The 24859-nt window shown below is 70.9% G+C and carries 20 protein-coding genes; 11 read left to right on the top strand and 9 right to left on the bottom strand.

Going from position 1 to position 24859, the window contains the following annotated elements:
* Nucleotides 1–142: 142 nt before the first annotated feature.
* Complete coding sequence (locus ACFWVV_RS17855) at nt 143–1333, top strand: glycerate kinase (RefSeq protein WP_384351652.1); 1191 nt, start codon at nt 143–145, stop codon at nt 1331–1333.
* A gap of 286 nt (nt 1334–1619) precedes the next feature.
* On the opposite strand, the gene ACFWVV_RS17850 is transcribed toward ACFWVV_RS17855, so the two are convergent.
* Complete coding sequence (locus tag ACFWVV_RS17850) at nt 1620–2834, bottom strand: PucR family transcriptional regulator (protein ID WP_384351649.1); 1215 nt, start codon at nt 2832–2834, stop codon at nt 1620–1622.
* Between the two features lie 217 nt (nt 2835–3051).
* Here ACFWVV_RS17850 and ACFWVV_RS17845 point away from each other — a divergent pair, with 217 nt between their 5' ends.
* The 10 genes from ACFWVV_RS17845 to ACFWVV_RS17800 all read left to right on the top strand — a co-directional run bounded on the left by ACFWVV_RS17845 (nt 3052) and on the right by ACFWVV_RS17800 (nt 15390).
* Nucleotides 3052–3900, top strand: a complete 849-nt coding sequence (locus tag ACFWVV_RS17845) for an ABC transporter ATP-binding protein (protein WP_384351646.1) — start codon at nt 3052–3054, stop codon at nt 3898–3900.
* Nucleotides 3897–4736, top strand: coding sequence for an ABC transporter ATP-binding protein (locus tag ACFWVV_RS17840; RefSeq protein WP_384351643.1), 840 nt, complete (start codon nt 3897–3899; stop codon nt 4734–4736). Before ACFWVV_RS17845 ends, ACFWVV_RS17840 begins: the two co-directional genes overlap by 4 nt.
* On the top strand, nt 4733–5623 hold the full coding sequence (locus ACFWVV_RS17835; protein ID WP_384351640.1) for a branched-chain amino acid ABC transporter permease: 891 nt from the start codon (nt 4733–4735) through the stop codon (nt 5621–5623). The genes ACFWVV_RS17840 and ACFWVV_RS17835 overlap by 4 nt, the downstream gene beginning before the upstream one ends.
* Nucleotides 5616–6770: a branched-chain amino acid ABC transporter permease gene (locus ACFWVV_RS17830; protein ID WP_384351637.1), complete on the top strand. Its 1155-nt coding sequence runs from the start codon at nt 5616–5618 to the stop codon at nt 6768–6770. Before ACFWVV_RS17835 ends, ACFWVV_RS17830 begins: the two co-directional genes overlap by 8 nt.
* Nucleotides 6767–8041, top strand: coding sequence for an ABC transporter substrate-binding protein (locus ACFWVV_RS17825; RefSeq protein ID WP_384351634.1), 1275 nt, complete (start codon nt 6767–6769; stop codon nt 8039–8041). Before ACFWVV_RS17830 ends, ACFWVV_RS17825 begins: the two co-directional genes overlap by 4 nt.
* A 725-nt stretch (nt 8042–8766) precedes the next feature.
* A complete protein-coding gene (locus tag ACFWVV_RS17820; protein WP_384351631.1) occupies nt 8767–11103 on the top strand; it encodes an ATP-binding cassette domain-containing protein in 2337 nt (778 codons plus the stop codon).
* 255 nt (nt 11104–11358) lie between these two features.
* Nucleotides 11359–11562, top strand: coding sequence for a cold-shock protein (locus ACFWVV_RS17815; RefSeq protein ID WP_069572018.1), 204 nt, complete (start codon nt 11359–11361; stop codon nt 11560–11562).
* Between the two features lie 413 nt (nt 11563–11975).
* Nucleotides 11976–13481 carry a DEAD/DEAH box helicase gene (locus ACFWVV_RS17810; protein ID WP_384351627.1) on the top strand — a complete coding sequence of 502 codons (1506 nt, stop codon included), beginning with the start codon at nt 11976–11978 and terminating at the stop codon, nt 13479–13481.
* 50 nt (nt 13482–13531) lie between these two features.
* Nucleotides 13532–13846: an SCO5918 family protein gene (locus tag ACFWVV_RS17805; protein WP_384351624.1), complete on the top strand. Its 315-nt coding sequence runs from the start codon at nt 13532–13534 to the stop codon at nt 13844–13846.
* Nucleotides 13847–13968: 122 nt separating this feature from the next.
* Complete coding sequence (locus ACFWVV_RS17800; protein WP_384351621.1) at nt 13969–15390, top strand: PLP-dependent aminotransferase family protein; 1422 nt, start codon at nt 13969–13971, stop codon at nt 15388–15390.
* A 167-nt stretch (nt 15391–15557) separates the two neighbouring features.
* Here ACFWVV_RS17800 and pssA read toward each other — a convergent pair whose 3' ends face one another.
* From pssA to ACFWVV_RS17760, 8 genes are all read right to left on the bottom strand, one after another.
* A complete protein-coding gene (gene pssA / locus ACFWVV_RS17795) occupies nt 15558–16412 on the bottom strand; it encodes a CDP-diacylglycerol--serine O-phosphatidyltransferase (protein WP_384351619.1) in 855 nt (284 codons plus the stop codon).
* Nucleotides 16399–17070, bottom strand: coding sequence for a phosphatidylserine decarboxylase (locus ACFWVV_RS17790; RefSeq protein ID WP_384351616.1), 672 nt, complete (start codon nt 17068–17070; stop codon nt 16399–16401). The genes pssA and ACFWVV_RS17790 overlap by 14 nt, the downstream gene beginning before the upstream one ends.
* Before the next feature lie 170 nt (nt 17071–17240).
* A complete protein-coding gene (locus ACFWVV_RS17785; RefSeq protein ID WP_384351613.1) occupies nt 17241–18446 on the bottom strand; it encodes an acyl-CoA dehydrogenase family protein in 1206 nt (401 codons plus the stop codon).
* Between the two features lie 2 nt (nt 18447–18448).
* Nucleotides 18449–18964, bottom strand: a complete 516-nt coding sequence (locus ACFWVV_RS17780; protein ID WP_384351610.1) for a MaoC family dehydratase — start codon at nt 18962–18964, stop codon at nt 18449–18451.
* A gap of 5 nt (nt 18965–18969) precedes the next feature.
* Entirely contained in the window at nt 18970–19947 is a 978-nt protein-coding gene (locus tag ACFWVV_RS17775) for an HpcH/HpaI aldolase/citrate lyase family protein (protein WP_384351607.1), read from the bottom strand.
* Entirely contained in the window at nt 19944–21962 is a 2019-nt protein-coding gene (locus ACFWVV_RS17770) for a protein meaA (protein ID WP_384351900.1), read from the bottom strand. Before ACFWVV_RS17770 ends, ACFWVV_RS17775 begins: the two co-directional genes overlap by 4 nt.
* Before the next feature lie 62 nt (nt 21963–22024).
* Entirely contained in the window at nt 22025–23362 is a 1338-nt protein-coding gene (gene ccrA, locus ACFWVV_RS17765; RefSeq protein WP_384351604.1) for a crotonyl-CoA carboxylase/reductase, read from the bottom strand.
* Nucleotides 23363–23779: 417 nt separating this feature from the next.
* Nucleotides 23780–24625 carry a TetR family transcriptional regulator gene (locus ACFWVV_RS17760; RefSeq protein ID WP_384351897.1) on the bottom strand — a complete coding sequence of 282 codons (846 nt, stop codon included), beginning with the start codon at nt 24623–24625 and terminating at the stop codon, nt 23780–23782.
* Nucleotides 24626–24859 lie beyond the last annotated feature (234 nt).

The raw sequence follows: 24859 nt of genomic DNA, 5'->3' as shown, positions 1-24859 counted from the left end.
CACCTTATGGTGCATCATGTCGTGATATTGACGGTTGGCGCGCCGCCGGCAGAGGGGTACGGACCCGATCACCATGGGCAGGGGGCGGGTACGGCGGTTATGGTCGGGGCGGCGCGACTGCCTGTTCGAAAGCAAGGGATGCATGGTGGCGGACGGAGCAGTACACACAGCAGTGGAGGGGTCGGGGAGCGGCGGGGCGCATGTGCTCGTCGCGGCCGACAAGTTCAAGGGCTCGCTGACAGCCGTGCAGGTCGCGGAGCGGGTCACCGCGGGGCTGCGCCGGGCGGTGCCCGGCCTGAGCGTCGAGGCGCTCCCGGTCGCCGACGGCGGCGACGGAACGGTGGCGGCGGCCGTTGCCGCGGGCTTCGAGCGCCGGGAGGTACGGGTCACGGGCCCGCGCGGCGAAGGGCTGACGGCGGCGTACGCCTTCCGCGGCTCCGACGGCACCGCGGTGGTGGAAATGGCGGAGGCGTCCGGCCTCCAGCACCTCCCGCCCGGCGTCTTCGCGGCCACCACGGCCACCACGTACGGCTCGGGCGAACTGCTCAGGGCCGCACTCGACGCGGGCGCGAAGACGATCGTCTTCGGTGTCGGCGGCAGTGCCACGACGGACGGCGGGGCCGGCATGCTGGCCGCGCTCGGCGCACGCTTCCTGGACGCGCAGGGGCAGCCGGTGGGCCCGGGGGGCGGCGCGCTCGCCTCCGTGGCCACGGCGGACCTGTCGGGTCTCGACGCGCGGTTCGGCGCCGCAGGCGGAGTCGACCTGGTGCTGGCCAGCGACGTGGACAATCCGCTGACCGGGCCCAAGGGCGCGGCGGCGGTGTACGGCCCGCAGAAGGGTGCGTCCGAGGAGGACGTGGCAGCCCTGGACGCCGCGCTCGCCCACTTCGCGTCGGTGCTGGGCCCCGCCGCGGACGGTCCCGATGTGGCCGGCTCACCGGGAGCGGGAGCCGCGGGCGGCATCGGCTACGGGGCGCTGACGGCGCTCGGCGCGCGGTTCCGCCCCGGCATCGAGGTCATGCTCGACGTACTGGGCTTCGCCCCCGCGCTGGAGCGGGCCACCCTCGTGATCACCGGCGAGGGCTCGCTCGACGCGCAGACCCTGCACGGCAAGGCCCCGGCAGGCGTCGCCGCGGCGGCCCGCGCACAGGGCATCGAGGTGGTCGCGGTCTGCGGCCGGCTCGCCCTGCCGCCGGAGGAGCTGGGCCGCGCGGGCATCCGCCGCGCCTACTCCCTGAGCGCACTGGAACCGGACCCGGCCCGCAGCATGTCCGAGGCGGGCCCGCTGCTGGAACGGGTGGCGGAGCAGATCGGCCGCGACTTCCTGAGCTAGCGAGAACGGAGCGGCGGGCGGGGCGGGACCACGCGGGCCGAGCGACGGGCGGGGGAGGGCCGGCACAGGCTCCTCCCGCCCGCCGCACGCCCGTGCCCGCTCGCCGCCCGTGCCCGCCCGGCAGCGCGCGACATGCGAACGCCGTACGGCACCCCCATGGCCGCCGGGCCCTGCCCGGTGTGCCGTGCCCGTCCTGCCCCCGCCACCGACCGGCGCCCCGTGCCCGCCCGGCTCTGCCCGGCACGCGAACGCCGTACGGCACCGCCATGGCCGCCGGGCCCGCCCCCTACCCCGCCGCCAGCCGGAACGCGTCCAGGGCCAGCGTCATCTCCGTGAGGTCCCGGGGGCGGGACAGCGACCGCGAGGTCAGCTGTTCCAGCCTGCGCAGCCGGTTGAACACCGTGTTCCGGTGGCAGTAGAGGCGAGTGGCGGCCCGCCCCGCCGAGCCCTCCGCCACCAGCCACGCCTCCAGCGTCTCCAGCAGCACCGCCCGGTCGCCGGGGTCCAGCTCCAGCAGCGGACCGAACACCTCCGCCACCAGCCGCGCCGCCAGCTCCGGCTGGCCGACCACCAGCGCGGTCGGCAGCCGCTCGTCCAGCCGCACGATCCGCGGCGCGTCGGAGAGGTCGGGCGAGGCGCACGCCCAGGTCCGCAGCGCCGTCTCCGCCAGCCGCAGCGCCAGCCCCAGGTCGCCGAGACCGGCCACCACCGGGCTCATCCCGCCCGGCCCCGCCCGCCGCCGCTCCAGCTCCGCCGCCAGCTCCGCGAGCCCCGTCCCGGCGCCCAGCGCGACCACCGCCACCTCGTACTCGGTGCGCATGCGCCAGAAGAAGCGCATCCCGGCGGCGGCCGTCACCCGGTGGAACTCCCGGCCGTCCCGCCGCTCGACCCGCAGGGCCACCACCGCGTACCGCCCCTGCTCGGGCAGATCGAGCCCGGCCGCGGCCCGTGCGACCAGCGCCGCCGAGGTCTGCCCCTCCAGGAGGGCGTCCAGCAGGGCCTGGACGCGTTCGTCGGTGCGCCGCTGCATGTCCTCCTCCGTACTCCGGTATGCGTCCGCGACCGTCGCCACCTGACCGTCCACCGCCGCCCACACCTGGGCCGCCGTGTGCACGAGGACGGGCAGCGCCTCCGGGTCCTCGGTCCGTACGGTCTCCAGGAGCTCGTCCCACACCAGATAGCCCGCCTTGCGGTACGCGTGCAGCAGCAGGTCCAGCGAGAGGCCCTGCTCGGCGCGCCGCCGGCCCAGCCGCTCGGCGTACTCCAGGTCGCGGCGCGGCGCCGAGCGGGGGGCCGCGATGGCCTCGATGCCGTACTTCAGCGCCTCGTTGATCTGCTGCCAGTGTTCGTCTGCCGGTACGGCGATGTCGTATTGCGGGGAGTGCGCGCGGAGCTCGCCGATGAGCAGGTCGGTGAGATGCCCCGCCCGCTCCACCAGCACCTGGGACGCGCTCGCCAGCACCGACCACTCGCGATCCGTACGTGCTCTTCGGCCACTCATGATCGGTGAGGATGCCACCGCCGGAGGCTGCTGGACAGACCCTTTGTGCCCGAGCACAACGGCCGCCGCCCGGCACTGGTCATCCGCAGCGATTCCAGCATACCCGCTGGACGGTTACTCGTGTCAGCTGTTGGTCTGTGCACCCGCGGGCCCCTCAGGACGCGGTCCCAGCAGGTCAGCGGGGTCACCACAGTGCGTTGGTAAGGAGGTTGGTCCCATGGCTTCACCCACGGATACCGGCACCGCGGCGGCTGCCGCAGCGTCGGCGTCCGCCCTGGAGGTACGGGGTCTGTCCGTCGGCTACGGCCCGGTCCGGGCTCTGCACGAGGTCTCCCTCGACGTTCCCGCAGGTGCGGTGGTCGCCGTGCTGGGCGGGAACGGAGCAGGCAAGTCCACGCTGCTGAGGGCCATCTCGCGCACCCTCGGCTACCACCGGGGCGCCGTCACCGGCGGCACCGTTCGCTACGGCGGACGCGACCTGGGCGGAACGAGTGCCGCCAGGGTGGTGGCCGGGGGAATCGTCCAGGTGCCGGAGGGGCGGCAGGTGTTCGCCCGGATGACGGTCGCCGACAACCTCCGGGCCGGGGCCCTCGGCTCCCCGGGCGGACGGGACGCCGCGCGCAGGGCCCTGGCCCGGGTCCACGAACTCTTTCCCGTACTCGCCGACCGCGCCCGCCAGCACGCCGGCCTGCTCTCCGGCGGCGAACAGCAGATGCTGGCCATGGGGCGGGCACTGATGTCCGGCCCCCGGCTCCTGCTGCTCGACGAGCCCTCCCTGGGTCTCGCGCCGCTGATGGCCGCCCGTATCGCCGAGACCGTCCGGCACATCAACACCACCGGCACCTCGGTCCTCCTCGTCGAGCAGAACGCGGCCCTGGCACTGCGACTCGCGACCACGGCGTACGTACTGGACGTCGGCGAGGTCGCCCTGCACGGCCCCGCCGCCGAACTCGCCGCCTCCGACGAGGTGCGGCGCCGCTACCTGGGCGTCGTCGACGAAACGGCCGCCGAGGACGCGGGACGCGCGCAGAGCGCCCCGGCGGCACTCAGCAGGTGGACCGCATGACCACCGGCCCCACAAACCCCACCGGCTCCTTCGACCGAGCCGACAGCGCAGGCACCGCCGACAGCGCCGACGCGACCCTCCAGGTCCGTGACGTCACCGTCAGATTCGCCGGCCTCACCGCCCTCGACCAGGTCTCCTTCACGGTCGAGCCGGGCAGTGTGCACGCCGTCATCGGCCCCAACGGGGCGGGCAAGTCCACCTGCTTCAACGTCCTGTCCGGGGTCTGCCGCCCCGCAGCGGGAAGTGTCCGCTTCGGCGCCGAGGAGCTCACCGGGCTGCCCCCGCACCGCATCGCCGCCCTCGGGGTCGCCCGCACCTTCCAGAACCTCGCGCTCCCGCCGACCGCCACCGTCGCCGACAGCCTGATGCTGGGCCGCCACCGGCTGACCAGGGCGGGCTTCGTCGCCACCGGACTCCGGCTGCCCTCCGCAGCCCGCGAAGCACGCCACCACCTCGAGCGGGTGCGGGAGATCGCCGACTTCGTCGGTCTGGCCGCCGACCTCGACCGGCCCGCCGGAGTACTCCCGTACGGCAAGCAGAAACTCGTCGAGCTCGCCCGGGCCCTGTGCATGGAACCGCGACTGCTCCTCCTGGACGAACCCGTCGCGGGCATGACCGCCGACGAACGGCGTGCCACCGCCGCCGTCGTCGCGGGGGTACGCGACAGCCTCGGCATCTCGATCGTCCTTGTGGAACACGACATGGGGGTGGTGATGCGGCTCGCGGACGCGGTGACCGTACTCGACTTCGGAAAGCGCATCGCGGGCGGCACACCCGCCCAGGTGCAGAACGACCCGGCCGTCATCGAGGCCTATCTGGGAGCTCCCACACCATGACGACCCTTGTCGAACTCCTCCTCGGCGGCCTGTCCATGGGCGCCGTCTACGCGCTGATCGCGCTCGGCTTCGTGGTCATCTTCAAGGCCACCGAGGTCGTCAACTTCGCCCACGCCTCCCTCCTGCTGGCCGGGGGCTACCTCACCGCGGTCCTGCACGACGACCTCGGCTTCTGGTTCGCCATGGCCGTCGGCATCGCAGGCGCCGCCGTCGTCGGCGCGGGAGTGGAATTCCTGGTCATGCGCCGCTACCGGGGCAGCGACCACAGCGTGCTGGCCATCGTCACCATCGGCGTCGACATCCTGCTGATCACCGAACTGACCCGCCGTATCGGCACCCGCGTGCTGTCGCCCGGCGACCCCTGGGGCGACAAGGTCGTCACGATCGGCTCGATCTCCATGGCCCAGACCCGGATCGCCGCCCTGCTCGCGGCGGCCGTCCTCATCACCGCGTTCCTGCTCGCCTTCCGCTACACCTCGTGGGGCGTCGCGATGCGCGCCGCCGCCGAGAACCCGCAGACGGCGGCCCTGATGGGAATCAGGCTCGGCAGGGTCTCGCTCTCCGCCTGGGCGGTCGCCGGCGCGCTCGCCGCCGTCGCCGCGCTCTTCCTGACCGTCTTCCCGACCCCGGGACTCGAACGCACCACCGCGCTCGCCGCGATGAAGGCGTTCCCCGCGGCCATCCTCGGAGGCCTGGACTCCACCACCGGCGCCCTGGCCGGCGGGCTGATCGTCGGCGTCGTGGAATCCCTGGCCACCGGCTACCAGAACGAGCTGTCCTTCCTGGGCCGCGGCATCGGAGACCTCGCCCCCTACCTGGTGATGGTGCTGGTCCTGCTGATCCGCCCGGCGGGCCTCTTCGGAACGAAGGAGCCGGCCCGTGTCTGACACCGTGACCCGCACCAGGTCCGTCGCGACCCCGCCGGCCGCACGCACCACCCGGTGGCGCACGCCCCGGCCGTACCTCTGGACCGCCTGCGGCCTCCTGCTCCTCGCGCTGCCCTTCTACCTCGACCGCTTCTGGCTGCAGGCCGGACTGTTCGCCATGGCCGCCGCCATCGCCGCCCTCGGCCTCAACCTGCTCACCGGCTCCACCGGCCAGCTCTCCATGGGGCACGCCTTCTTCCTCGCCGTCGGCGCGTACAGCTACTGCGTGTTCGCCGCCGACAGCAGCACCGAGAACGGGCACGCCCTCACCGGCTTCGGCCTGCCCAGCTGGCTCGCCGCCCTCCTCGCGGTGGGCGTGGCCGGGCTCGCGGGTGGACTCTTCAGCCCCATCGCGGGACGGCTGCGCGGCGCCTACCTGGGCATCGCGACACTCGCGCTGATCTTCATCGGACAGCACGTCCTGAACAACGCCCGCGAGCTCACCGGCGGCTTCAACGGGCGCGCCGTACCGCCCCTTTCGCTCCTCGGCATCGACTTCGACAACTCGCAGTCCGTCGTCCTGAACGTCCCCTTCGAAGCCACCGAGAAGCTCTGGTACGTCGGCCTGGCCGCGCTCCTGCTCTGCGCGCTCTTCGCGCGCGGCGTGCTGGGCGGCCGACCGGGGCGCGCCATGAACGCGATCCGCGACCACCGCATCGCGGCCGGCGTGATGGGCGTGCCCGTCGCCCGCTACCGGGCCTCCGTCTTCGTGCTGTCCTCGATGTACGCGGGCCTCGCCGGGGTGCTGGTCGCGCTGGTCTTCGAGCGGACCGTCCCCGAGTACTTCGGGATGATCCTGTCCCTGGAATTCCTCGCGATGATCGTCATCGGGGGCCTGGGATCGGTGCGCGGCGCGGTGATCGGCGCCGCCTTCGTCTCGCTGCTGCCCCAACTGCTCACCCGCTACAGCGATGCGCTGCCGCTGGTCACCGCACCCGGCTCGGGCGCCGGAGGCATCACACCCGGCGAGGCGGCCCGCTATCTCTACGGCGCGGCGGTCGTCGCCGTGGTCCTGTTCCTGCCGGGCGGGCTGGCCCGCCTCCGCATCCGCCTGCCGATCCGTACGCCGGTCCATCCGAACCGTCCGCCGCGAAAGGGCTCGAAATGAAGGTACGTACCGTACGGAAGAACCGCACGCGCGCCGCCGTGCTCGCCACCGCTCTCGCCCTGACCCTCGCCGCCACCGGCTGCAGCAGCAAGGCCGGCACCGGCAGCGGGGGCAAGGAGGACGCCAAGGGCGTCAAGACCGGTGACGGCGTCACCGACAAGGTGATCCCGCTCGGCATCCTCACCGACCAGACCGGCGTCTACGCCTCCCTCGGCAAGAGCGTCACCCAGGCCCAGCAGCTCTGGGCGAAGGAGGTCAACGCGGCCGGCGGCATCTGCGGCCGGAAGATCGAACTCATCGTCCGCGACCACGGGTACGAGCCGCAGAAGGCCGTCTCCGCCTACACCGAACTCGAACCGCAGGTGCTGGGTTTCGCCCAGTTCATCGGCTCGCCCTTCGTCGCCGCCGTCAAGCCGCGCATCGACGGGCAGGACAAGGGTCTTGTCCTCCCGCAGGCCTGGTCCGCCTCACTGCTCGGCAGCCCGTACGTCCGCGTCATCGGCGCCACGTACGACATCGAGACCATCAACGCCATCGACTACCTCCTCACGCAGAAGCGCATCGCCAAGGGCGACAGGATCGGCCACGTCTACTTCGAGGGCGACTACGGCGAGAACGCCCTCCAGGGCTCCAAGTACGCGGCCCAGCAGGCGGGCCTCACGGTCGTCGAGCAGAAGATCAAGCCCACCGACAACGACATGTCGGGCCAGGTCACCGCGCTCAAGAAGGCCGGCGTCAAGGCCATCGTCATCAGCGCCGGACCGCGCCAGGCGGCCTCCCTGGTCGGTGTCGCAGCGGCGGGCGGCTTCCAGGTCCCCGTCGTCGGCAACAACTCCGCCTTCGCGCCCCAGCTCCTGGCCACCCCGGCGGGCCCGGCCCTGACGAAGGACTACTACGTCGCCTCCTCCACCCTGCCCATCGGCTCCCCGGAAGCAGGGCCGTCCGGTCTGGCCAAGGCCTATGCGAAGGCCTACCCGAAGGACGGACTCGACAACGGCGTCGTCGCCGGGTACTCGGCGGGCAAGGTCTTCGGTACGGCACTGACCAAGGCGTGCGAGGCGAAGGACCTGACGCGGGCAGGGATAGGGAAGGCGCTGCTGACGATGAAGTCGTTCGAGAACGGGTTCGGGATCACGCACGACTTCTCGGATCCGAAGGCGGCTTCGACGCGGCAATCGGTGATCATGAAGCCCGACGCCAAAACCCCCGGCGGCCTCAAAGTGGTCCAACCCCCCACCGCAGCCCCCTCCACCGAGACCTACACCCCCTGACGAGCCCACCCCTCCACCCGCAGCCGGGGGTCGCCCTACCCCCTCGCCCTCTTGGGCGGCGCGGCCGCCCTGATTACCCCCGCCCCCTTGGGCGGCGGGGCCGCCCCAACCCTTAGCCCCCCAGCCCCCTTGGGCGGCGGGACCGCCCTGATTACCGCCGCACCCTTGGGCGGCGGGGCCGCCCCCCGGGGGCGGGACGGGCGGGCAAGGGGGCGGCCCCCGGCGGAGCCGCACCCTCGGGCCCCGCCCCGCCCCGGCTCCGCCATAAAGGTTCCGCTCCACCCCGGGAGTGGTCCGCTGCGCGGGGCCTCACCCCACCCCGCCCCTTCCCGACTGTGACACTTTGCGGCTCCGCCGCGCGGGTGGCTCCGCCCCGGACCCCCAGGTGGCAGCCCGGCCAGGGGCGGGTGGGGGTGTGCGGGCGGAGTGTGGCTGGCCGCGCAGTTCCCCGCGCCCCTGAAGGGGCACGGTGGGCAGGCCACGCCCACGCGGCGGAGCCGCACAGAGACACAGCCCCGCGCCCCTAAGGCACGGTGTGGCCGACCCCGCCCACGAGGCCCGCGACCAAAGACACAGCCCCGCGCCCCCGACAGGCTCAGCCGCGCCGTACGGCCGCACAGTGACCCGGCCCTGCACCCCAAAGGGCCGCCCCCCGCCCCCGCCCCCAACCCCGGCGCACGCGAATTTCCCGGACGGCTGTCAGTGGCGGCCTCTAGGGTCGGCACATGCCTTCGGACCCCGCCCGCACGACCGCATCCCCGCAGCAGCCCCAGCCCCAGCCCCAGTCCGCCCCTCACCCCGCCGACAGCCACGGCCTCATCCAGGTCCGCGGTGCCCGCGAGAACAATCTGCGCGACGTCTCCGTGGACCTCCCCAAACGCCGCCTCACCGTCTTCACCGGAGTGTCCGGCTCCGGCAAGTCCTCACTCGTCTTCGGCACCGTCGCCGCAGAGTCGCAGCGGCTGATCAACGAGACGTACACCGCCTTCCTGCAGTCCTTCATGCCCAGCCTCGGCCGCCCCGACGTCGACGGCCTGCACAACCTCAGCGCCGCGATCGTCGTCGACCAGGAGCGGATGGGCGCCAACTCCCGTTCCACGGTGGGCACGGCCACCGACGCGTACGCCATGCTGCGCATCGTCTTCAGCCGCGTCGGCACCCCGCAGATCGGCGGCGCGGGCGCGTTCAGCTTCAACGTTCCCGAGGGCATGTGCCCCCGCTGCGAGGGCATCGGCCAGGTCTCCGAGATCGCCGTGGACGAGCTGGTCGACCGGGAGAAGTCCCTCAACGAGGGCGCGATCACCGTGCCCGGCTTCGCCGTGGACTCCTGGCCCTGGCAGATCATGGCCAACTCCGGCTTCTACCACCCGGACACCAAGCTCAAGGACTTCACCGAGCAGGAGTGGGCGGACTTCCTGCACAAACCGCAGGTGAAGGTGCGGGTCGGCAAGAACAACTTCACGTACGAGGGCCTGGTCGTGCGGGTCCAGCGGACCATCCTGGTCAAGGACCGCGACTCGATGCAGGCCCCCACCAAGGCCTTCGTCGACCGCGCGGTGGTCTTCGCCGACTGCCCGGACTGCGGCGGTACCCGGCTGACCCGGGCGGCCCTCTCCTCGAAGATCGCCGGGGTGAACATCGCGGAGTGCGCGGCGATGCAGATCAGCGACCTGGCCAAGTTCGTCCGGGGCATCGAGGAGCCCGGAGTCGCCCCGCTCCTGGCAAGCCTGCGTGACCTGCTGGACTCCCTGGTCGAGATCGGCCTCGGCTATCTGAGCCTGGACCGTCCCGCGGGGACGCTGTCCGGCGGCGAGGCCCAGCGCGTCAAGATGGTCCGCCACCTCGGCTCCCCGCTCACCGACGTGACGTACATCTTCGACGAACCGACCACCGGACTGCACCCGCACGACATCCGCCGCATGAACGACCTCCTGCTCCGCCTGCGCGACAAGGGCAACACCGTGCTGGTCGTCGAGCACAAGCCCGAGGTCATCGAAATCGCCGACCACATCGTCGACCTGGGGCCGGGGGCCGGTGAGGCGGGCGGCGAGCTCTGCTACAGCGGCGATCTCGCCGGCCTGCGCATCTCCGGCACCCTGACCGGGGACCACCTCGCGCACCGCACCGCACTGCGCGCCGACGTGCGCCGGCCGACCGGGCGGATCTCCATCGAGAACGCCGGCCAGCACAACCTGCGCGACGTCAGCGTGGACATCCCGACCGGCGTCCTGACCGTCGTCACGGGCGTAGCGGGCTCCGGCAAGAGCTCCCTCATCCACGGCAACCTGCCCGGCCGCGAAGGCGTCGTGATCGCGGACCAGTCACCGATCCGCGGCTCGCGCCGCTCCAACCCGGCCACCTACACAGGTCTGCTGACCCCCATCCGCAACGCCTTCGCCAAGGCCAACGGGGTCAAGGCCGCCCTGTTCAGCGCCAATTCCGAAGGCGCCTGCCCGCACTGCAACGGCCTCGGACTCGTCTACACCGACCTCGCGATGATGGCCCAGGTCGCCTCTGTCTGCGAGGTCTGCGCCGGCAAGCGCTTCACCGCGGAGGTCCTCGCCTACACGCTCCACGGGAAGAACATCAGCGAAGTCCTGGGCATGTCGGTGACCGAGGCCCACGGCTTCTTCACCACCGGCCAGACCAGGACCCTGCTCTCCCGCCTCCAGGACGTCGGGCTCGGCTACCTCCGCCTCGGCCAGCCCCTCAACACCCTCTCCGGCGGTGAGCGCCAGCGGATCAAGCTGGCCATCCACATGGCGGAGAAGGCGGCGACGTACGTTCTGGACGAGCCGACCACCGGACTGCACATGGCGGACGTCGACAAGCTGCTCGCCCTGCTGGACCGGCTCGTCAACGACGGCAACACGGTGATCGTGATCGAGCACCACCAGGCGGTGATGGCCCACGCGGACTGGCTGATCGACCTGGGGCCCGGCGGCGGCCACGACGGCGGCCGGGTGGTCTTCACCGGCACCCCGGCAGAGCTGGTCGCGAAGGGCGACACGCTGACGGCACAGCACCTGCGCGAGTACGTGCACGGGGCGGGCAAAGCCTGATTCCCCGGGCCGCTGTCCTGCCCTTCTCCCGCAAACTGTCACGGCCGCAACAGATAACCTTTCCCGACGACGGGGATGAAATCGGTGGGGAATGTCTGGGCATGCCGGAGCTGAATTTCCGTGCTACTGTCGATCTCAGTTGCAGTTGTGGTTCCCAAAGATTTTGTTTCCGGCTCACGCCGGACGGGGCAATCATCACGGCGACACGAGGCCCGCGCAGTGCGGGTCCCGGGTACTGCCCCAAGGAGATTAGACATGGCTACTGGCACCGTTAAGTGGTTCAACGCGGAAAAGGGCTTCGGCTTCATCGAGCAGGACGGTGGCGGCGCTGACGTCTTCGCCCACTACTCGAACATCGCCGCCCAGGGCTTCCGCGAGCTGCAGGAGGGCCAGAAGGTGAACTTCGACGTCACGCAGGGCCAGAAGGGCCCGCAGGCCGAGAACATCACCCCCGCCTAAGCATCACAGGCAAGCATCACGCAGCTGGGGCCCGCACCTTGGGGTGCGGGCCCCAGCTCGTTGCTTTTTCCGGGCCCGGGCCGTCGTCCGCCCCGCCCCGTTCTTCCCCCGCAGTGCCTCAGCCGCCCCCTGGGCGGCGCACCGCGGTGCTCGCTTCCCCGCCCCGTACCCCGCGCCGCTGTGCCCCACGGCACGCCGCACCGTGCGGCGGGTTTCTTCCCCCGCGGCGCCCGGCCATTCCGGCTCGGTACCGCTCACTGGCTATTCGAATTCGGTCGCATTTTCGGCCCGGTCGAACACCAGCATTCGTATTCGTATTCCCGGCTCGTTCCTGCGATTCCACGCGGTGTTCACCTGCTGACCGCCGCCCGGAATTCCTCGATACGTGCCGCATCGAGGAAAGGTTCCGACGCATGGACCGCACCACCCGTACCGCTCGTACCAACGACCGGTTCTCCCGTACCCGCACCGGCGGCTCCACCGGATCGGCCGGATCCGGCCGTGGCGGCTACCGTTCCGCCCCCGCGAACCGGTCCCGCTCCGGCGGCTACGGACGACGTCCCGCAGCGGTGCAGGGCGAGTTCGCCCTGCCGGTGACCGTGACCCCGCCGCTGCCGGCCGTCGAGTCCTTCGCCGACCTGGACATGCCCGCGCCGCTGCTGGCCGCACTCGCCGTCCAGGGCATGACCGTGCCCTTCCCGATCCAGGGCGCGACGCTCCCCAACTCCCTCGCCGGGCGCGACGTGCTGGGCCGCGGCCGGACCGGCTCCGGCAAGACCCTCGCCTTCGGCCTGGCCCTGCTCGCCCGTACCGCCGGCAAGCGCGCCGAGCCCCGTCAGCCGCTGGCCCTGGTGCTGGTGCCGACCCGCGAGCTCGCCCAGCAGGTCACCGACGCGCTCACCCCGTACGCCCGCTCCCTGCGGCTGCGCCTGACCACCGTCGTCGGCGGCATGTCGATCGGCCGTCAGGCGAACCAGCTGCGCGGCGGCGCGGAAGTCGTCGTCGCTACGCCCGGCCGGCTGAAGGACCTCATCGAGCGCCGCGACTGCGCCCTGGACCAGGTGGAGATCACCGTCCTCGACGAGGCCGACCAGATGGCCGACATGGGCTTCATGCCGCAGGTCACCGAACTCCTCGACCTGGTGCGCGCCGACGGCCAGCGGATGCTGTTCTCCGCGACGCTCGACCGCAACGTCGACCTGCTCGTACGCCGTTACCTCAGCGACCCGGTGGTCCACTCGGTCGACCCGTCGGCCGGCGCGGTCACCACCATGGAGCACCACGTGCTGCATGTGCACGGCACCGACAAGCACGCGACCACCACGGAGATCGCCGCCCGCGACGGCCGGGTGATCATGTTCCTGGACACCAAGCACGCGGTCGACAAGCTGACCGACCACCTGCTCAACAGCGGGGTCCGGGCGGCGGCGCTGCACGGCGGCAAGTCCCAGCCGCAGCGCACCCGCACCCTGGAGCAGTTCAAGACGGGCCATGTCACCGTGCTGGTGGCGACCAATGTGGCCGCGCGCGGCATCCACGTCGACAACCTCGACCTGGTCGTCAACGTGGACCCGCCGACCGACCACAAGGACTACCTGCACCGCGGCGGCCGCACCGCCAGGGCGGGGGAGTCCGGCAGTGTCGTCACCCTGGTCACGCCCAACCAGCGCCGCGAGATGACCCGGCTGATGCACGCCGCCGGCATCACCCCGCAGACCACCCAGGTCCGCTCCGGCGAAGCCGAGCTGAGCCGGATCACCGGGGCCAAGACGCCGTCCGGAGTGCCGGTGGTCATCACCGCGCCGGTGTCCGAGCGGTCCAAGCGCGGCGGCTCGGCGGCACGCGGCCGCCGCCGCCCCTCGCAGGCACGGCGCACCGGCGGAACCTCGCAGCAGGCCCCGGTCCGCAACGCCGCCTGATTCGCTTCCGTACTGTCAACTCTCCATCCCTTCCACCTTGTTGAGGCACCATGCGTGTAGTCATCGCCCGCTTCCCCTTCGAGCTGGTCAAGAGTGAGGTGCAGGACGCGATGAAGGGCATCAAGCCCGAACCCGTCGTCACGGGCGAGGCCGTCACCATCGGCCGCCGGACCTACCCCGTCAAGCAGGTCGGCGAGGTCATCACCCGGCAGGACCGCAGGGACTTCAGCGCGGGCGAGGTCGTGCGGGCACTGACCCGCCTCGGCTTCACCTGCCGCGACACCCAGCCGCCGGTGGCCCCCGTCCGGGCACTCAGCCCGCTCGAGAACGCGTCGCACCTGCTGGGCTCCGCGGCGCACGTCTGACCGTAGCGGCACCCGGTACAGCGGGGGCGGCCCGTGCACACGCACGGGCCGCCCCTGCTGCCGTACCCCGGCCCGATGCTGCCCGCCCCGGCTCCCAAAGGCCCACGGTAGAGTCCCGTTCCATGCCGGAATCATGGGTCAATTCCGCCGAACGCATCGGTGCGGACCTCCACTTGCACCTCCCCGCCGACAAGGGCGGCAGACAGGCCTCCCTCACCCGCGCGCTGCGCGAGGCGATCCGTGAGGGCCGGCTCGCCCCCGGGACCCGGCTGCCGCCCTACCGCTCGCTCGCCGCCGACCTCGGCATCGCCCGCAACACCGTCGCCTCCGCCTACGCGGAGCTCGTCGCCGAGGGCTGGCTCGCCGCCCGGCAGGGCTCCGGCACCCGCGTCGCCGAACGTGCCGCGCCGCCCCGCCCCGTACGCGCAGCCAAGAAGGCTCCGTCGGCCCCGCCCCGGCCCGCGCACGACCTGCGCCAGGGGCAGCCGGACGCCGCCTCCTTCCCCCGCACCGCCTGGCTCGCCGCCTCCCGTCGCGCACTGACCGCCGCCCCGAACGAGGCGTTCGGCCCCGGCCACCCGCAGGGCCGCATCGAACTGCGCCTGGCCCTCGCCGAGTACCTGGCCAGGGCCCGCGGTGTGCGCACCACCGCCGACCGCATCGTCATCTGCTCGGGCTTCGCCCACGCGCTGCGGCTGCTGTACGGGGGCGTGCTGCGCGGCCCGCTGGCCGTGGAGGAGTACGGGCTGCCCTTCCACCGGGAGCTGCTGGGCGCGGCGGGCGCGCGGACCGTCCCGCTGGGCATCGACGAACAGGGCGCGCGGACAGCCGAGCTGGCGGGCCACAAGGGGCTGCGGGCGGTGCTGCTCACGCCCGCGCACCAGTTCCCCACCGGAGGCCCGCTGCACTCCGAGCGGCGGGCCCAGGTGATCGACTGGGCGCGGTCGCAGCAGGCGCTGGTGCTGGAGGACGACTACGACGGCGAGTTCCGCTACGACCGCGAACCGGTGGGCGCGCTGCAGGGGCTGGACCCGGAACGGGTGATCTATCTCGGCTCGGTCAGCAAAAGCCTGTCACCGGCGGTCCGGCTGGGGTGGATGGCGCTGCCCGAGCACCTGGTCGGGGCGGCCGTGGAGGCGAAGGGGCAGCGGGAGGCATGGGCGAGCGTGCTCGATCAGCTCACGCTCGCCGACTTCCTCTCCTGCGGCCACTACGACCGGCACGTCCGCCGGATGCGACAGCGCTACCGGGCCCGCCGCAACCAACTGGTCGCGGCGCTGGCGGCGTCCGCCCCGCACGTGCACGCCACCGGTGTCGCGGCCGGCCTGCACGCCGTGCTGAGGCTGCCGGACGGGGCCGAGGGCGACGCCCTGCGGGCCGCCGCGCACCAGGGGCTCGCACTCGACAGCCTGGCCCCCTTCCGGCACCCGGAAGCGGATACTGCGGCGCCGGCCGGACTGGTCGTCGGTTACGCCACCCCGCCGGACCACGCGTACCAGGCGGCCCTGGACGCCCTGTGCAGGGCGCTGGGGCCGACGGCATAACCCTGGGCCCGCCGAGAGTCCTGGGCCGCCTGGCGCCCCTCTGAAGCCTCTGCGAGGGCATCCGAGGGGTGCCAGGGCCACCGCCCCCGGCAGCACCACACGCAAGAGGGCCCCGGGGCGGTGATCGACCCGGGGCCCTCTCTTCGTACGGCACACGCAGTCGCGCGCTACGGCAGTTGTGCCGCCCGTGCCTCGCGACGGTTGCCGCGGAAGGTGTTCACGCGTCGCGCGGTGGCGAAGAGCGGAATCACCGCACCCATGACCACCTGGAGCGCACAGCCGGTCTGCAGGAGCAGCTGGCCGCCGGGGGCGTCGAACGCCCACGCCGCCAGCATGCCCATCGCACCGACGATCCAGCTGAGCATCGCGACCGCGAGGATGCCCCGCGGCTTCGGGTACTCGACCCGGCTCACCATCAGCCAGGCCACGCCCAGCACGGCGAGCAGGGTCGGGACGAAGGGCAGCTCCAGCAGCACGATCGACACGACCGTCAGGGCTCCGAAGGGGCTCGGCATGCCCTGGAACATGCCGTCCTTCATCACGACCACCGAGAATCTGGCCAAACGCATGATCACGGCGAGCAGCACCACGATCGCCGCGAGCGCCGCCACCTTCTGCTGTGCGTCGTCCGCCACCATTCCGTACACGAGTACGAAGTAGGCGGGGGCGAGCCCGAAGCTGATCAGATCGGACAGGTTGTCCAGCTCCGCGCCCATCGGCGAGCTGCGCAGCTTCCGGGCCACCAGGCCGTCGCACAGGTCGAAGATCGCGGCGAGGAGCATGAGGATCACGGCGGTGGCGGCGCTGTTGCGCGCCATGCCGCTCTCCTGGCTGCCCTGGAGGTGCGGAATGAGGATTCCGGTGGTGGTGAAGTACACCGCCATGAACCCGCACGTCGCGTTACCGAGGGTGAGGGTGTCCGCTATCGACAGCCGCAGACTGAGCGGCATGTCCTCCGCGGTGTCCTCGTCCTCGGCCTCCGGGACCCAGCCGGCCTGTGTCTCTGGATCAGTCACGGTCAATTCGAGTCACCCCCGCGGTAGTGGTTTGGCCCACCTCGACCGCGACCTCGACACCTTCCGGAAGGTAGATGTCGACCCGCGAGCCGAAGCGGATCAGGCCGATCCGCTCACCCTGCTCGACCTTGGTCCCCTGCGGGAGGTACGGCACGATGCGCCGGGCCACAGCGCCTGCGATCTGCACCATCTCGATGTCACCGAGCTCGGTGTCGAAGTGCCAGACAACGCGCTCGTTGTTCTCGCTCTCCTTGTTGAACGCCGGAACGAAACCGCCGGGCACGTGCTCGACGGACGTCACCGTGCCGGCCAGGGGCGCGCGGTTGACGTGCACGTTCAGCGGGCTCATGAAGATCGCGACGCGGGTGCGCCCGTCCTTCCACGGCATGATGCTCTGCACCACACCGTCGGCCGGCGAGATCACCCGTCCCTGGGCGATCTCGCGCTCGGGGTCGCGGAAGAACCACAGCATCCCCGCCGCGAGAGCGGTGGTGGGAACGGCTGCGGCGGCCCAGCGGCCCGACTTGCGCGCCTTGGCCAGGGTGAGGGCCGCGGTCGCGACGGTCGGCAGGAGCCACGGCGATGCTCCGCGAGCAAGGCGGCCCTTGGGAAGGAGACCCGAGGACTCGCCGTCGCGTGGTGCAGAGGTTTGGCTGTGGGGCATGGATGACCTTCGTAGCGGATGATGCCGCGCAGAGACGGGGGAGGTGGCGGCTTTCCGGCGATGGTATCGGTTGCGGGGTGCAACTGGGCAAGCCGGAAAGCGAGTCAGAGTCCGGAAGACGATGACAGGGTGTGATCTTCTTCGCGCCGAAATCTACGCAAAGGGAACAATCAGCCCTGGAGTCGATATTCTTCCAGCAGGCGCCTACCAATGATCATTTTCTGGATCTCGGCGGTACCTTCACCGATCAGCAGCATGGGCGCCTCGCGGTACAGACGCTCGATTTCGTACTCCTTCGAGAAGCCGTACCCGCCGTGAATGCGGAAGGCGTCCTCGACGACCTCCTTGCAGTACTCGGAGGCCAGGTACTTGGCCATCCCTGCTTCAAGGTCGTTTCGTTCCCCGCTGTCCTTTTTGCGTGCTGCATTAACCATCATCGCATGAGCAGCCTCGACCTTGGTGGCCATCTCGGCCAGTTTGAACTGGATGGCCTGGTGCTGGGCGATCGGCTTGCCGAAGGTGTGGCGCTGCTGGGCGTACGAGACCCCCAACTCGAAGGCACGCTGAGCGACTCCGCAACCACGCGCCGCGACGTTCACCCGGCCGACCTCTACGCCGTCCATCATTTGGTAAAACCCTCGGCCGGTGGTCCCGCCGAGTACGCGATTGGCCGGAATGCGCAGTCCGTCCATGATCAGCTCGGTGGTGTCGACGCCCTTGTAGCCCATCTTGTCGATTTTGCCGGGAATGGTGAGACCCGGGCGGACTTCGCCGAAGCCCGCTTCCTTCTCGACCAGGAACGTCGTCATCGACTTGTGCGGGGCGGTGCCCTCGGGGTGACCCTCGTCACTGCGACACAGGACCGCGACCAGCGTGGAGGTGCCGCCGTTCGTCAGCCACATCTTCTGGCCGTTCAGCACGTACTCGTCGCCGTCGCGGACGCCCTTGGAGCTGATCGCGGAGACGTCCGAGCCGAGCGCCGGCTCCGACATCGAGAACGCGCCGCGCACCTCGCCCAGCGCCATCCGCGGCAGGAAGGTGTCCTTCTGCTCCTGCGTGCCGTGCTGCTTGAGCATGTACGCCACGATGAAGTGCGTGTTGATGATGCCGGACACGCTCATCCAGCCACGCGCGATCTCCTCCACGCACAGCGCGTACGTGAGAAGCGACTCACCCAGACCCCCATACTCCTCGGGAATCATCAGCCCGAACAGGCCGAGCTCCTTGAGCCCTTCCACGATCTGCGCGGGGTACTCGTCGCGGTGCTCCAGCTGCGTCGCGACCGGAATGATCTCCTTGTCGACGAAGTCCCGGACGGTGGCCAGGATTTCCTGCTGAACGTCGGTCAGACCGGCGGTCTGGGCGAGACGGGCCATGGCTACTTCTTCTCCTGGATCTTGGGCTCGGGGCGGCCCGGCTGCTCGCCGCCGCGCTCCTTGATGTACGTCTCGGTGGGGACCATCACCTTGCGGCGGAAGACGCAGACGACCGTGCCGTCCTGCTTGTAGCCCTTCGTCTCGACGTAGACGATTCCCCGGTCGTTCTTCGACTTCGAGGGGGTCTTGTCGAGGACGACGGTCTCGCCGTAGAGCGTGTCGCCGTGGAAGGTCGGCGCGATGTGCTTGAGCGACTCGACCTCCAGGTTGGCGATCGCCTTGCCGGAGACGTCCGGCACGGACATGCCCAGCAGCAGGGAGTAGATGTAGTTGCCGACGACGACGTTCTTGCCGAAGTCGGTGGTCTTCTGCGCGTAGTTGCTGTCCATGTGGAGCGGGTGGTGGTTCATGGTGAGCAGGCAGAAGAGGTGGTCGTCGTACTCGGTGACCGTCTTGCCCGGCCAGTGCTTGTAGACCGCGCCGACCTCGAACTCTTCGAAGGTGCGTCCGAACTGCATGGTGATCAGGCCTCCGGGGCTTCGAACTTCGAGGTGCGCTTCAGGCCGGCCGCCCGGCCCTTGCCCGAGACGACGAGGGCCATCTTGCGGCTGGCCTCGTCGATCATCTCGTCGCCGAGCATCGCGGAGCCCTTCTTGCCGCCCGCTTCCGACGTGTAGTAGTCGTACGCGTCGAGGATCAGCTCGGCGTGGTCGAAGTCCTCCTGGGACGGCGAGAAGATCTCGTTCGACGCCTCGACCTGGCCCGGGTGCAGCACCCACTTGCCGTCGAAGCCGAGCGCCGCGGCGCGCTTGGCGACCTCGCGGTAGCCGTCCACGTTGCGGATCTGGAGGTAGGGGCCGTCGATCGCCTGGAGGTCGTTGGCGCGGGCCGCCATCAGGATCTTCATCAGGATGTAGTGGTAGGCGTCGGCGCCGTAGCCGGGCGGCTGCTCGCCGACGACCAGGGTCTTCATGTTGATCGACGCCATGAAGTCGGCCGGGCCGAAGATGATCGCCTCGGTGCGCGGCGAGGCCTCGGCGATGGCGTTCACGTTGTTGAGACCGCGCGCGTTCTCGATCTGTGCCTCGATGCCGATCCTGCCGACCTCGAAGCCCATCGTCTTCTCGATCTGGGTGAGCAGCAGGTCCAGCGCGACGATCTGCTGGGCGTCCTGGACCTTCGGCAGCATGATGCAGTCGAGGTTCGGCCCCGCGCCCTCGACGACCGTCACGACGTCCCGGTAGGTCCACTCGGTGGTCCAGTCGTTGACCCGCACCACGCGCGTCTTGCCGGTCCAGTCGCCCTCGTTGAGGAACTTCACGATGGTGTGCCGTGCCTCGGGCTTGGCGAGCGGCGCGCAGGCGTCCTCCAGGTCGAGGAACACCTGGTCGGCCGGCAGGCCCTGGGCCTTCTCCAGGAAGCGCGGGTTCGACCCGGGGACCGCGAGACAGGAGCGGCGGGGGCGAAGACGGTTCACGGCGGTGCCGTCGGTGCTGGTCATGCGGGGACCTCCAGAGGGTCGAGCTTGTTCGCTTTCCGGATCTCGTCGACGATACGGCCGATGATCTCCGTGATCCCGAAGTCCTTCGGGGTGAAGACGGCGGCGACTCCCGCCCGCTTCAGTTCTTCGCCGTCGGCGTTCGGGATGATCCCGCCGACGATCACCGGGAGTTCGGGCGCGCCCGCCTCCCGCAGCCGTTCCAGCACGTCGGGCACGAGCTCCGCGTGCGACCCCGACAGGATCGACAGGCCCACGCAGTGCACGTCCTCGGCGAGGGCCGCACTCACGATCTGCTCCGGGGTGAGCCTGATGCCCTGGTAGACCACCTCGAAGCCGGCGTCACGGGCCCGTACGGCGATCTGCTCGGCGCCGTTGGAATGCCCGTCGAGGCCGGGTTTGCCGACCAGCAGCCGCAGCCGTCCGGAGCCGAGTTCGTCCGCCGTCCGCTTCACCTTCTCCCGCACGAGGGCCAGCGGTGTGCCGGGCTCGGCCGTGACGGCCACCGGGGCGGACGACACGCCGGTCGGGGCGCGGAACTCGCCGAACACCTCGCGCAGCGCCCACGCCCACTCGCCGGTGGTGACACCGGCGCGCACGCACTCCAGGGTGGCTTCCATGAGGTTCTCGTCGGTGGCGGCGGCCTCCTTGAGCAGCTCGATGGCCTGCGCCGTGGACGGGTACACCAGCGGATCGCCGAGTCCCTGACGCTCGTTGGAGGCGTCACGCGTGCTGCGCCACTCCCCGAGGGCGGCCACCACCCGTGCCTCGACGGCCGGGTCGACCGTCATGATCGCGGTGTCCACGTCCGCGGTGAGCGGGCTCGGCTCGGTCGACTCGTAGGCGTTGACGCCGACGATCAGTTCCTCGCCGGACTCGATGCGGCCCCGGCGCAGCGCGTGCGAGGAGACCAGCTCCGACTTGAGGTAACCGGACTCGACGGCCGCGAGCGCGCCGCCCATGTCCTGGATCCGGTCGATCTCCTTCAGGCACTCGTCCACCAGGGAGGAGACCTTGGCCGCGATGACGTGCGAGCCCTCGAAGATGTCCTCGTACTCCAGCAGGTCGCTCTCGTGCGCGAGGACCTGCTGGATGCGCAGGGACCACTGCTGGTCCCAGGGGCGGGGCAGGCCCAGCGCCTCGTTCCAGGCCGGGAGCTGGACCGCGCGGGCACGGGCGTCCTTGGAGAGGGTGACGCCCAGCATCTCCAGCACGATGCGCTGGACGTTGTTCTCCGGCTGGGCCTCGGTCAGACCGAGCGAGTTGACCTGTACGCCGTACCGGAAGCGGCGCTGCTTGGGGTTCTCGATCCCGTACCGCTCGCGGGTGATCTTGTCCCAGATGCGGCCGAAGGCGCGCATCTTGCACATCTCCTCGATGAACCGGACGCCCGCGTTCACGAAGAAGGAGATACGGGCGACGACGTCACCGCGCCGCTCGTCCGGGATCTGCCCGGAGGCGAACACCGAGTCCAGCACGGCGATGGCCGTGGACATCGCGTACGCGATCTCCTGGACCGGGGTGGCCCCCGCTTCCTGGAGGTGGTACGAGCAGATGTTGATGGGGTTCCACTTGGGGATGTTGTTGACCGTGTAGCAGATCATGTCGGTGGTCAGCCGGAGCGAAGGTCCCGGCGGGAAGACGTGCGTCCCGCGTGACAGGTACTCCTTCACGATGTCGTTCTGGGTGGTGCCCTGGAGCAGGCGGATGTCCGCGCCCTGCTCCTCGGCGACCACCTGGTAGAGCGCGAGCAGCCACATGGCGGTGGCGTTGATGGTCATCGAGGTGTTCATCTGCTCCAGGGGGATGTCCTGGAACAGCCGCCGCATGTCGCCGAGGTGCGACACCGGGACCCCGACCCGGCCGACCTCGCCGCGGGCGAGGATGTGGTCGGGGTCGTAACCGGTCTGGGTGGGCAGGTCGAACGCGACCGACAGCCCGGTCTGGCCCTTGGAGAGGTTGTTACGGTAGAGCGCGTTGGACGCCTCGGCGGTCGAGTGGCCTGCGTACGTCCGCATGAGCCAGGGACGGTCCTTCTGCCGCGCGTCCTTCTGCTGCCCACCGGGCTGACGGCCCGTCATCAGATGTTCCGGAAACGGTTGATCGCGTCGAGGTGGGTCTCGCGCATCTCCTGGTTCCGCACACCCAGGCCCTCACGCGGGGCGAGGGCGAGGACGCCGACCTTGCCCTGGTGCAGGTTGCGGTGGACGTCGTAGGCCGCCTGGCCGGTGTCCTCGAGGGAGTACACCTTCGACAGGGTCGGGTGGATCTTGCCCTTGGCGATCAGACGGTTGGCCTCCCACGCCTCGCGGTAGTTGGCGAAGTGCGAGCCGATGATGCGCTTCAGCGACATCCAGAGGTAGCGGTTGTCGTACTCGTGCATGTAGCCCGAGGTCGAGGCGCAGGTGGTGATCGTGCCGCCCTTGCGGGTGACGTAGACGCTGGCGCCGAAGGTCTCGCGGCCGGGGTGCTCGAAGACGATGTCGATGTCCTCGCCGCCGGTGTACTCGCGGATGCGCTTGCCGAAGCGCTTCCACTCCTTGGGGTCCTGGGTGTGCTCGTCCTTCCAGAACTTGTAGTCCTCGGCGTTGCGGTCGATGATCGCCTCCGCGCCCATCGAGCGGCAGATGTCCGCCTTCTGCTCGCTGGAGACCACACAGATCGGGTTGGCGCCGCCGGCGAGGGCGAACTGGGTGGCGTAGGAGCCGAGGCCGCCGCTGGCGCCCCAGATCAGGACGTTGTCGCCCTGCTTCATGCCGGCGCCGTTGCGGGAGACCAGCTGGCGGTACGCGGTCGAGTTGACCAGACCGGGTGCCGCCGCCTCCTCCCAGCTGAGGTGGGCGGGCTTGGGCATCAGCTGGTTGGACTTGACCAGTGCGATCTCCGCCAGGCCGCCGAAGTTCGTCTCGAAGCCCCAGATGCGCTGCTCGGGGTCGAGCATCGTGTCGTTGTGGCCGTCGCTGGACTCCAGCTCGACGGACAGGCAGTGCGCGACGACCTCGTCACCGGGCTGCCAGGCGTTCACGCCCGGTCCTGTGCGCAGCACGACGCCCGCCAGGTCGGAGCCGATGATGTGGTACGGCAGGTCGTGACGCTTCGTCAGCTCGCTGAGCCGCCCGTACCTTTCGAGGAAGCTGAAGGTCGACACCGGCTCGAAGATCGAGGTCCAGACCGAGTTGTAGTTCACGGACGAGGCCATGACCGCCACCAGGGCCTCGCCCGGGCCGAGCTCGGGGACCGGCACGTCGTCCAGGTGGATCGACTTGCGGGGGTCCTTCTCGCGGGTGGTGAGACCGGCGAACATCTCCGTCTCGTCCTTGTGCACGGTGATCGCGCGGTAGGACTCGGGGAGCGGCAGGGCTGCGTAGTCCGCGGCAGTCGCTTCCTGCGACTGGATCGCGTCCAGGATTTCCTTCACGGTGTGCCTCCGGCGAAGCGTGTTGAGCGCTTGAGGGTTACGTCGGGGTGCTCACGGGGAGCGGGGTGGAGGTGTGCCGTCGGTTCGGCGGTGGGACGGTGCTGCGGCGGCGGGGGGTGGTGCGCGGGAGGGTGCCTGTGACGCAGGCGTCCGGGCGGCGCACACCGGCAGGAGTGCGGGGACAGCCGGCGTACGAGAGATCTCTGCACGCCGGCCGCCCGGACACTCTCAACGTAATGGCACCGCGTGCCAACGGCAAGACACTGCGTGCCATTATTTTATGAACGATGATCGATCATTGCAGGTCAGGGGTGGTGTGCCCGGCCGGACAGCATGCCGCCGCACAGGATTCCGCCCAAAAATAAGCCCCGCCAGTCACCACAGGGGTGAGGCGGGGCGGCGCGGCGCGAGGCGGGATCAGTCCTTCGCCAGGGCCCTTTCGATGGTCTGCATGATGTCCTCCAGCGGGGCGTCCGTACGGGCCACCGTGACCAGTACCTCGCCGGAGACGGACGCCGAGGCCACCGGAGCGGCCGGGCGCCCGGAGGTGGCGGGCTCCGGGGTGCTGCGGCCCGCGCCGATGCCCGACCCGAAGGTGCGGCGGACGATCGAGAACGCGTGGTCGAGCTGGGTCTCCACGTCGCCCTGGCCGCCGGCCCGCAACCAGCGCCGCAGCACGTGGTTGTGGGCCGTGACGACCGCGGAGGCCGCGACCTCCGCGAGAAGAGGGTCGTCGTTGCCGGGGTGGTGGTCGTGCTCGTCGAAATGGCCCAGCAGATAGCGCGTGAAGAGACGTTCGTAGCGGGCCACCGAGGCGATCTCCGCCTCGCGGAGGGTGGGCACCTCGCGGGTCAGCTTGTAGCGGGCGACGGACACGGCGGGGGCAGCCGCGTACATCCGCATGACCTCCTTGATGCCCCGGCACACCGTGTCGAGCGGGTGCTCGTGCGGAGGTGCCGCGTGCAGGACGGCCTCGGCCCGTACGAGGGTGTCGTCGTGGTCCGGGAAGATCGCCTCTTCCTTGGAGCGGAAGTGGCGGAAGAAGGTGCGGCGGGCGACCCCGCCCGCCGCGGCGATCTCGTCGACCGTGGTCGCCTCGTACCCCTTCGTGGCGAAGAGCTCCATCGCCGCGGCGGACAGCTCACGGCGCATCTTGAGCCGCTGCGCGGCCGCGCGGGTGCCCGCGGCACTTTCCGGGGCGTCGGGCGCGGAGCTGGTTCGAGGAGTCCTGGGGGCCTGGGGCATGCCCTGAACGTAACCCATCGGAGCGGGGCCCCGCGCCGTAGGGGGCGGGCCGCCCGCGGGCCGCAGCAGCCCGCCCCAGCCGTCCCTGCCGCCCGCGGCGGAGGCCACCGGGGACCCGCCGGCCACCGGGTCGCCGTCGGTCACGCCGGACCCGCCGCTCACCGGGTCGCCGGCCCCGGACCCGCCCGGTCCGGAGCCGGGGGGGGGGGTGGGCGCGCGCGGGCGGCACCACCCCCCCGCCGGCTAGGCCGC

The sequence above is a fragment of the Streptomyces sp. NPDC058663 genome (assembly GCF_042716745.1).
Lineage (GTDB): Bacteria > Actinomycetota > Actinomycetes > Streptomycetales > Streptomycetaceae > Streptomyces.
The sequence above is the reverse complement of the archived record's forward strand: the minus strand, read 5'-3'. Positions and strand labels throughout refer to the sequence as shown.

Coding starts and splice junctions, on each gene's coding strand:
- ACFWVV_RS17855 (WP_384351652.1), top strand. CDS start 143: ATGGTGGCGGACGGAGCAGTACACACAGCAGTGGAGGGGTCGGGGAGC.
- ACFWVV_RS17850 (WP_384351649.1), bottom strand. CDS start 2,834: ATGAGTGGCCGAAGAGCACGTACGGATCGCGAGTGGTCGGTGCTGGCG.
- ACFWVV_RS17845 (WP_384351646.1), top strand. CDS start 3,052: ATGGCTTCACCCACGGATACCGGCACCGCGGCGGCTGCCGCAGCGTCG.
- ACFWVV_RS17840 (WP_384351643.1), top strand. CDS start 3,897: ATGACCACCGGCCCCACAAACCCCACCGGCTCCTTCGACCGAGCCGAC.
- ACFWVV_RS17835 (WP_384351640.1), top strand. CDS start 4,733: ATGACGACCCTTGTCGAACTCCTCCTCGGCGGCCTGTCCATGGGCGCC.
- ACFWVV_RS17825 (WP_384351634.1), top strand. CDS start 6,767: ATGAAGGTACGTACCGTACGGAAGAACCGCACGCGCGCCGCCGTGCTC.
- ACFWVV_RS17820 (WP_384351631.1), top strand. CDS start 8,767: ATGCCTTCGGACCCCGCCCGCACGACCGCATCCCCGCAGCAGCCCCAG.
- ACFWVV_RS17815 (WP_069572018.1), top strand. CDS start 11,359: ATGGCTACTGGCACCGTTAAGTGGTTCAACGCGGAAAAGGGCTTCGGC.
- ACFWVV_RS17810 (WP_384351627.1), top strand. CDS start 11,976: ATGGACCGCACCACCCGTACCGCTCGTACCAACGACCGGTTCTCCCGT.
- ACFWVV_RS17805 (WP_384351624.1), top strand. CDS start 13,532: ATGCGTGTAGTCATCGCCCGCTTCCCCTTCGAGCTGGTCAAGAGTGAG.
- ACFWVV_RS17800 (WP_384351621.1), top strand. CDS start 13,969: ATGCCGGAATCATGGGTCAATTCCGCCGAACGCATCGGTGCGGACCTC.
- ACFWVV_RS17790 (WP_384351616.1), bottom strand. CDS start 17,070: ATGCCCCACAGCCAAACCTCTGCACCACGCGACGGCGAGTCCTCGGGT.
- ACFWVV_RS17785 (WP_384351613.1), bottom strand. CDS start 18,446: ATGGCCCGTCTCGCCCAGACCGCCGGTCTGACCGACGTTCAGCAGGAA.
- ACFWVV_RS17780 (WP_384351610.1), bottom strand. CDS start 18,964: ATGCAGTTCGGACGCACCTTCGAAGAGTTCGAGGTCGGCGCGGTCTAC.
- ACFWVV_RS17775 (WP_384351607.1), bottom strand. CDS start 19,947: ATGACCAGCACCGACGGCACCGCCGTGAACCGTCTTCGCCCCCGCCGC.
- ACFWVV_RS17770 (WP_384351900.1), bottom strand. CDS start 21,962: ATGCGGACGTACGCAGGCCACTCGACCGCCGAGGCGTCCAACGCGCTC.
- ACFWVV_RS17760 (WP_384351897.1), bottom strand. CDS start 24,625: ATGGGTTACGTTCAGGGCATGCCCCAGGCCCCCAGGACTCCTCGAACC.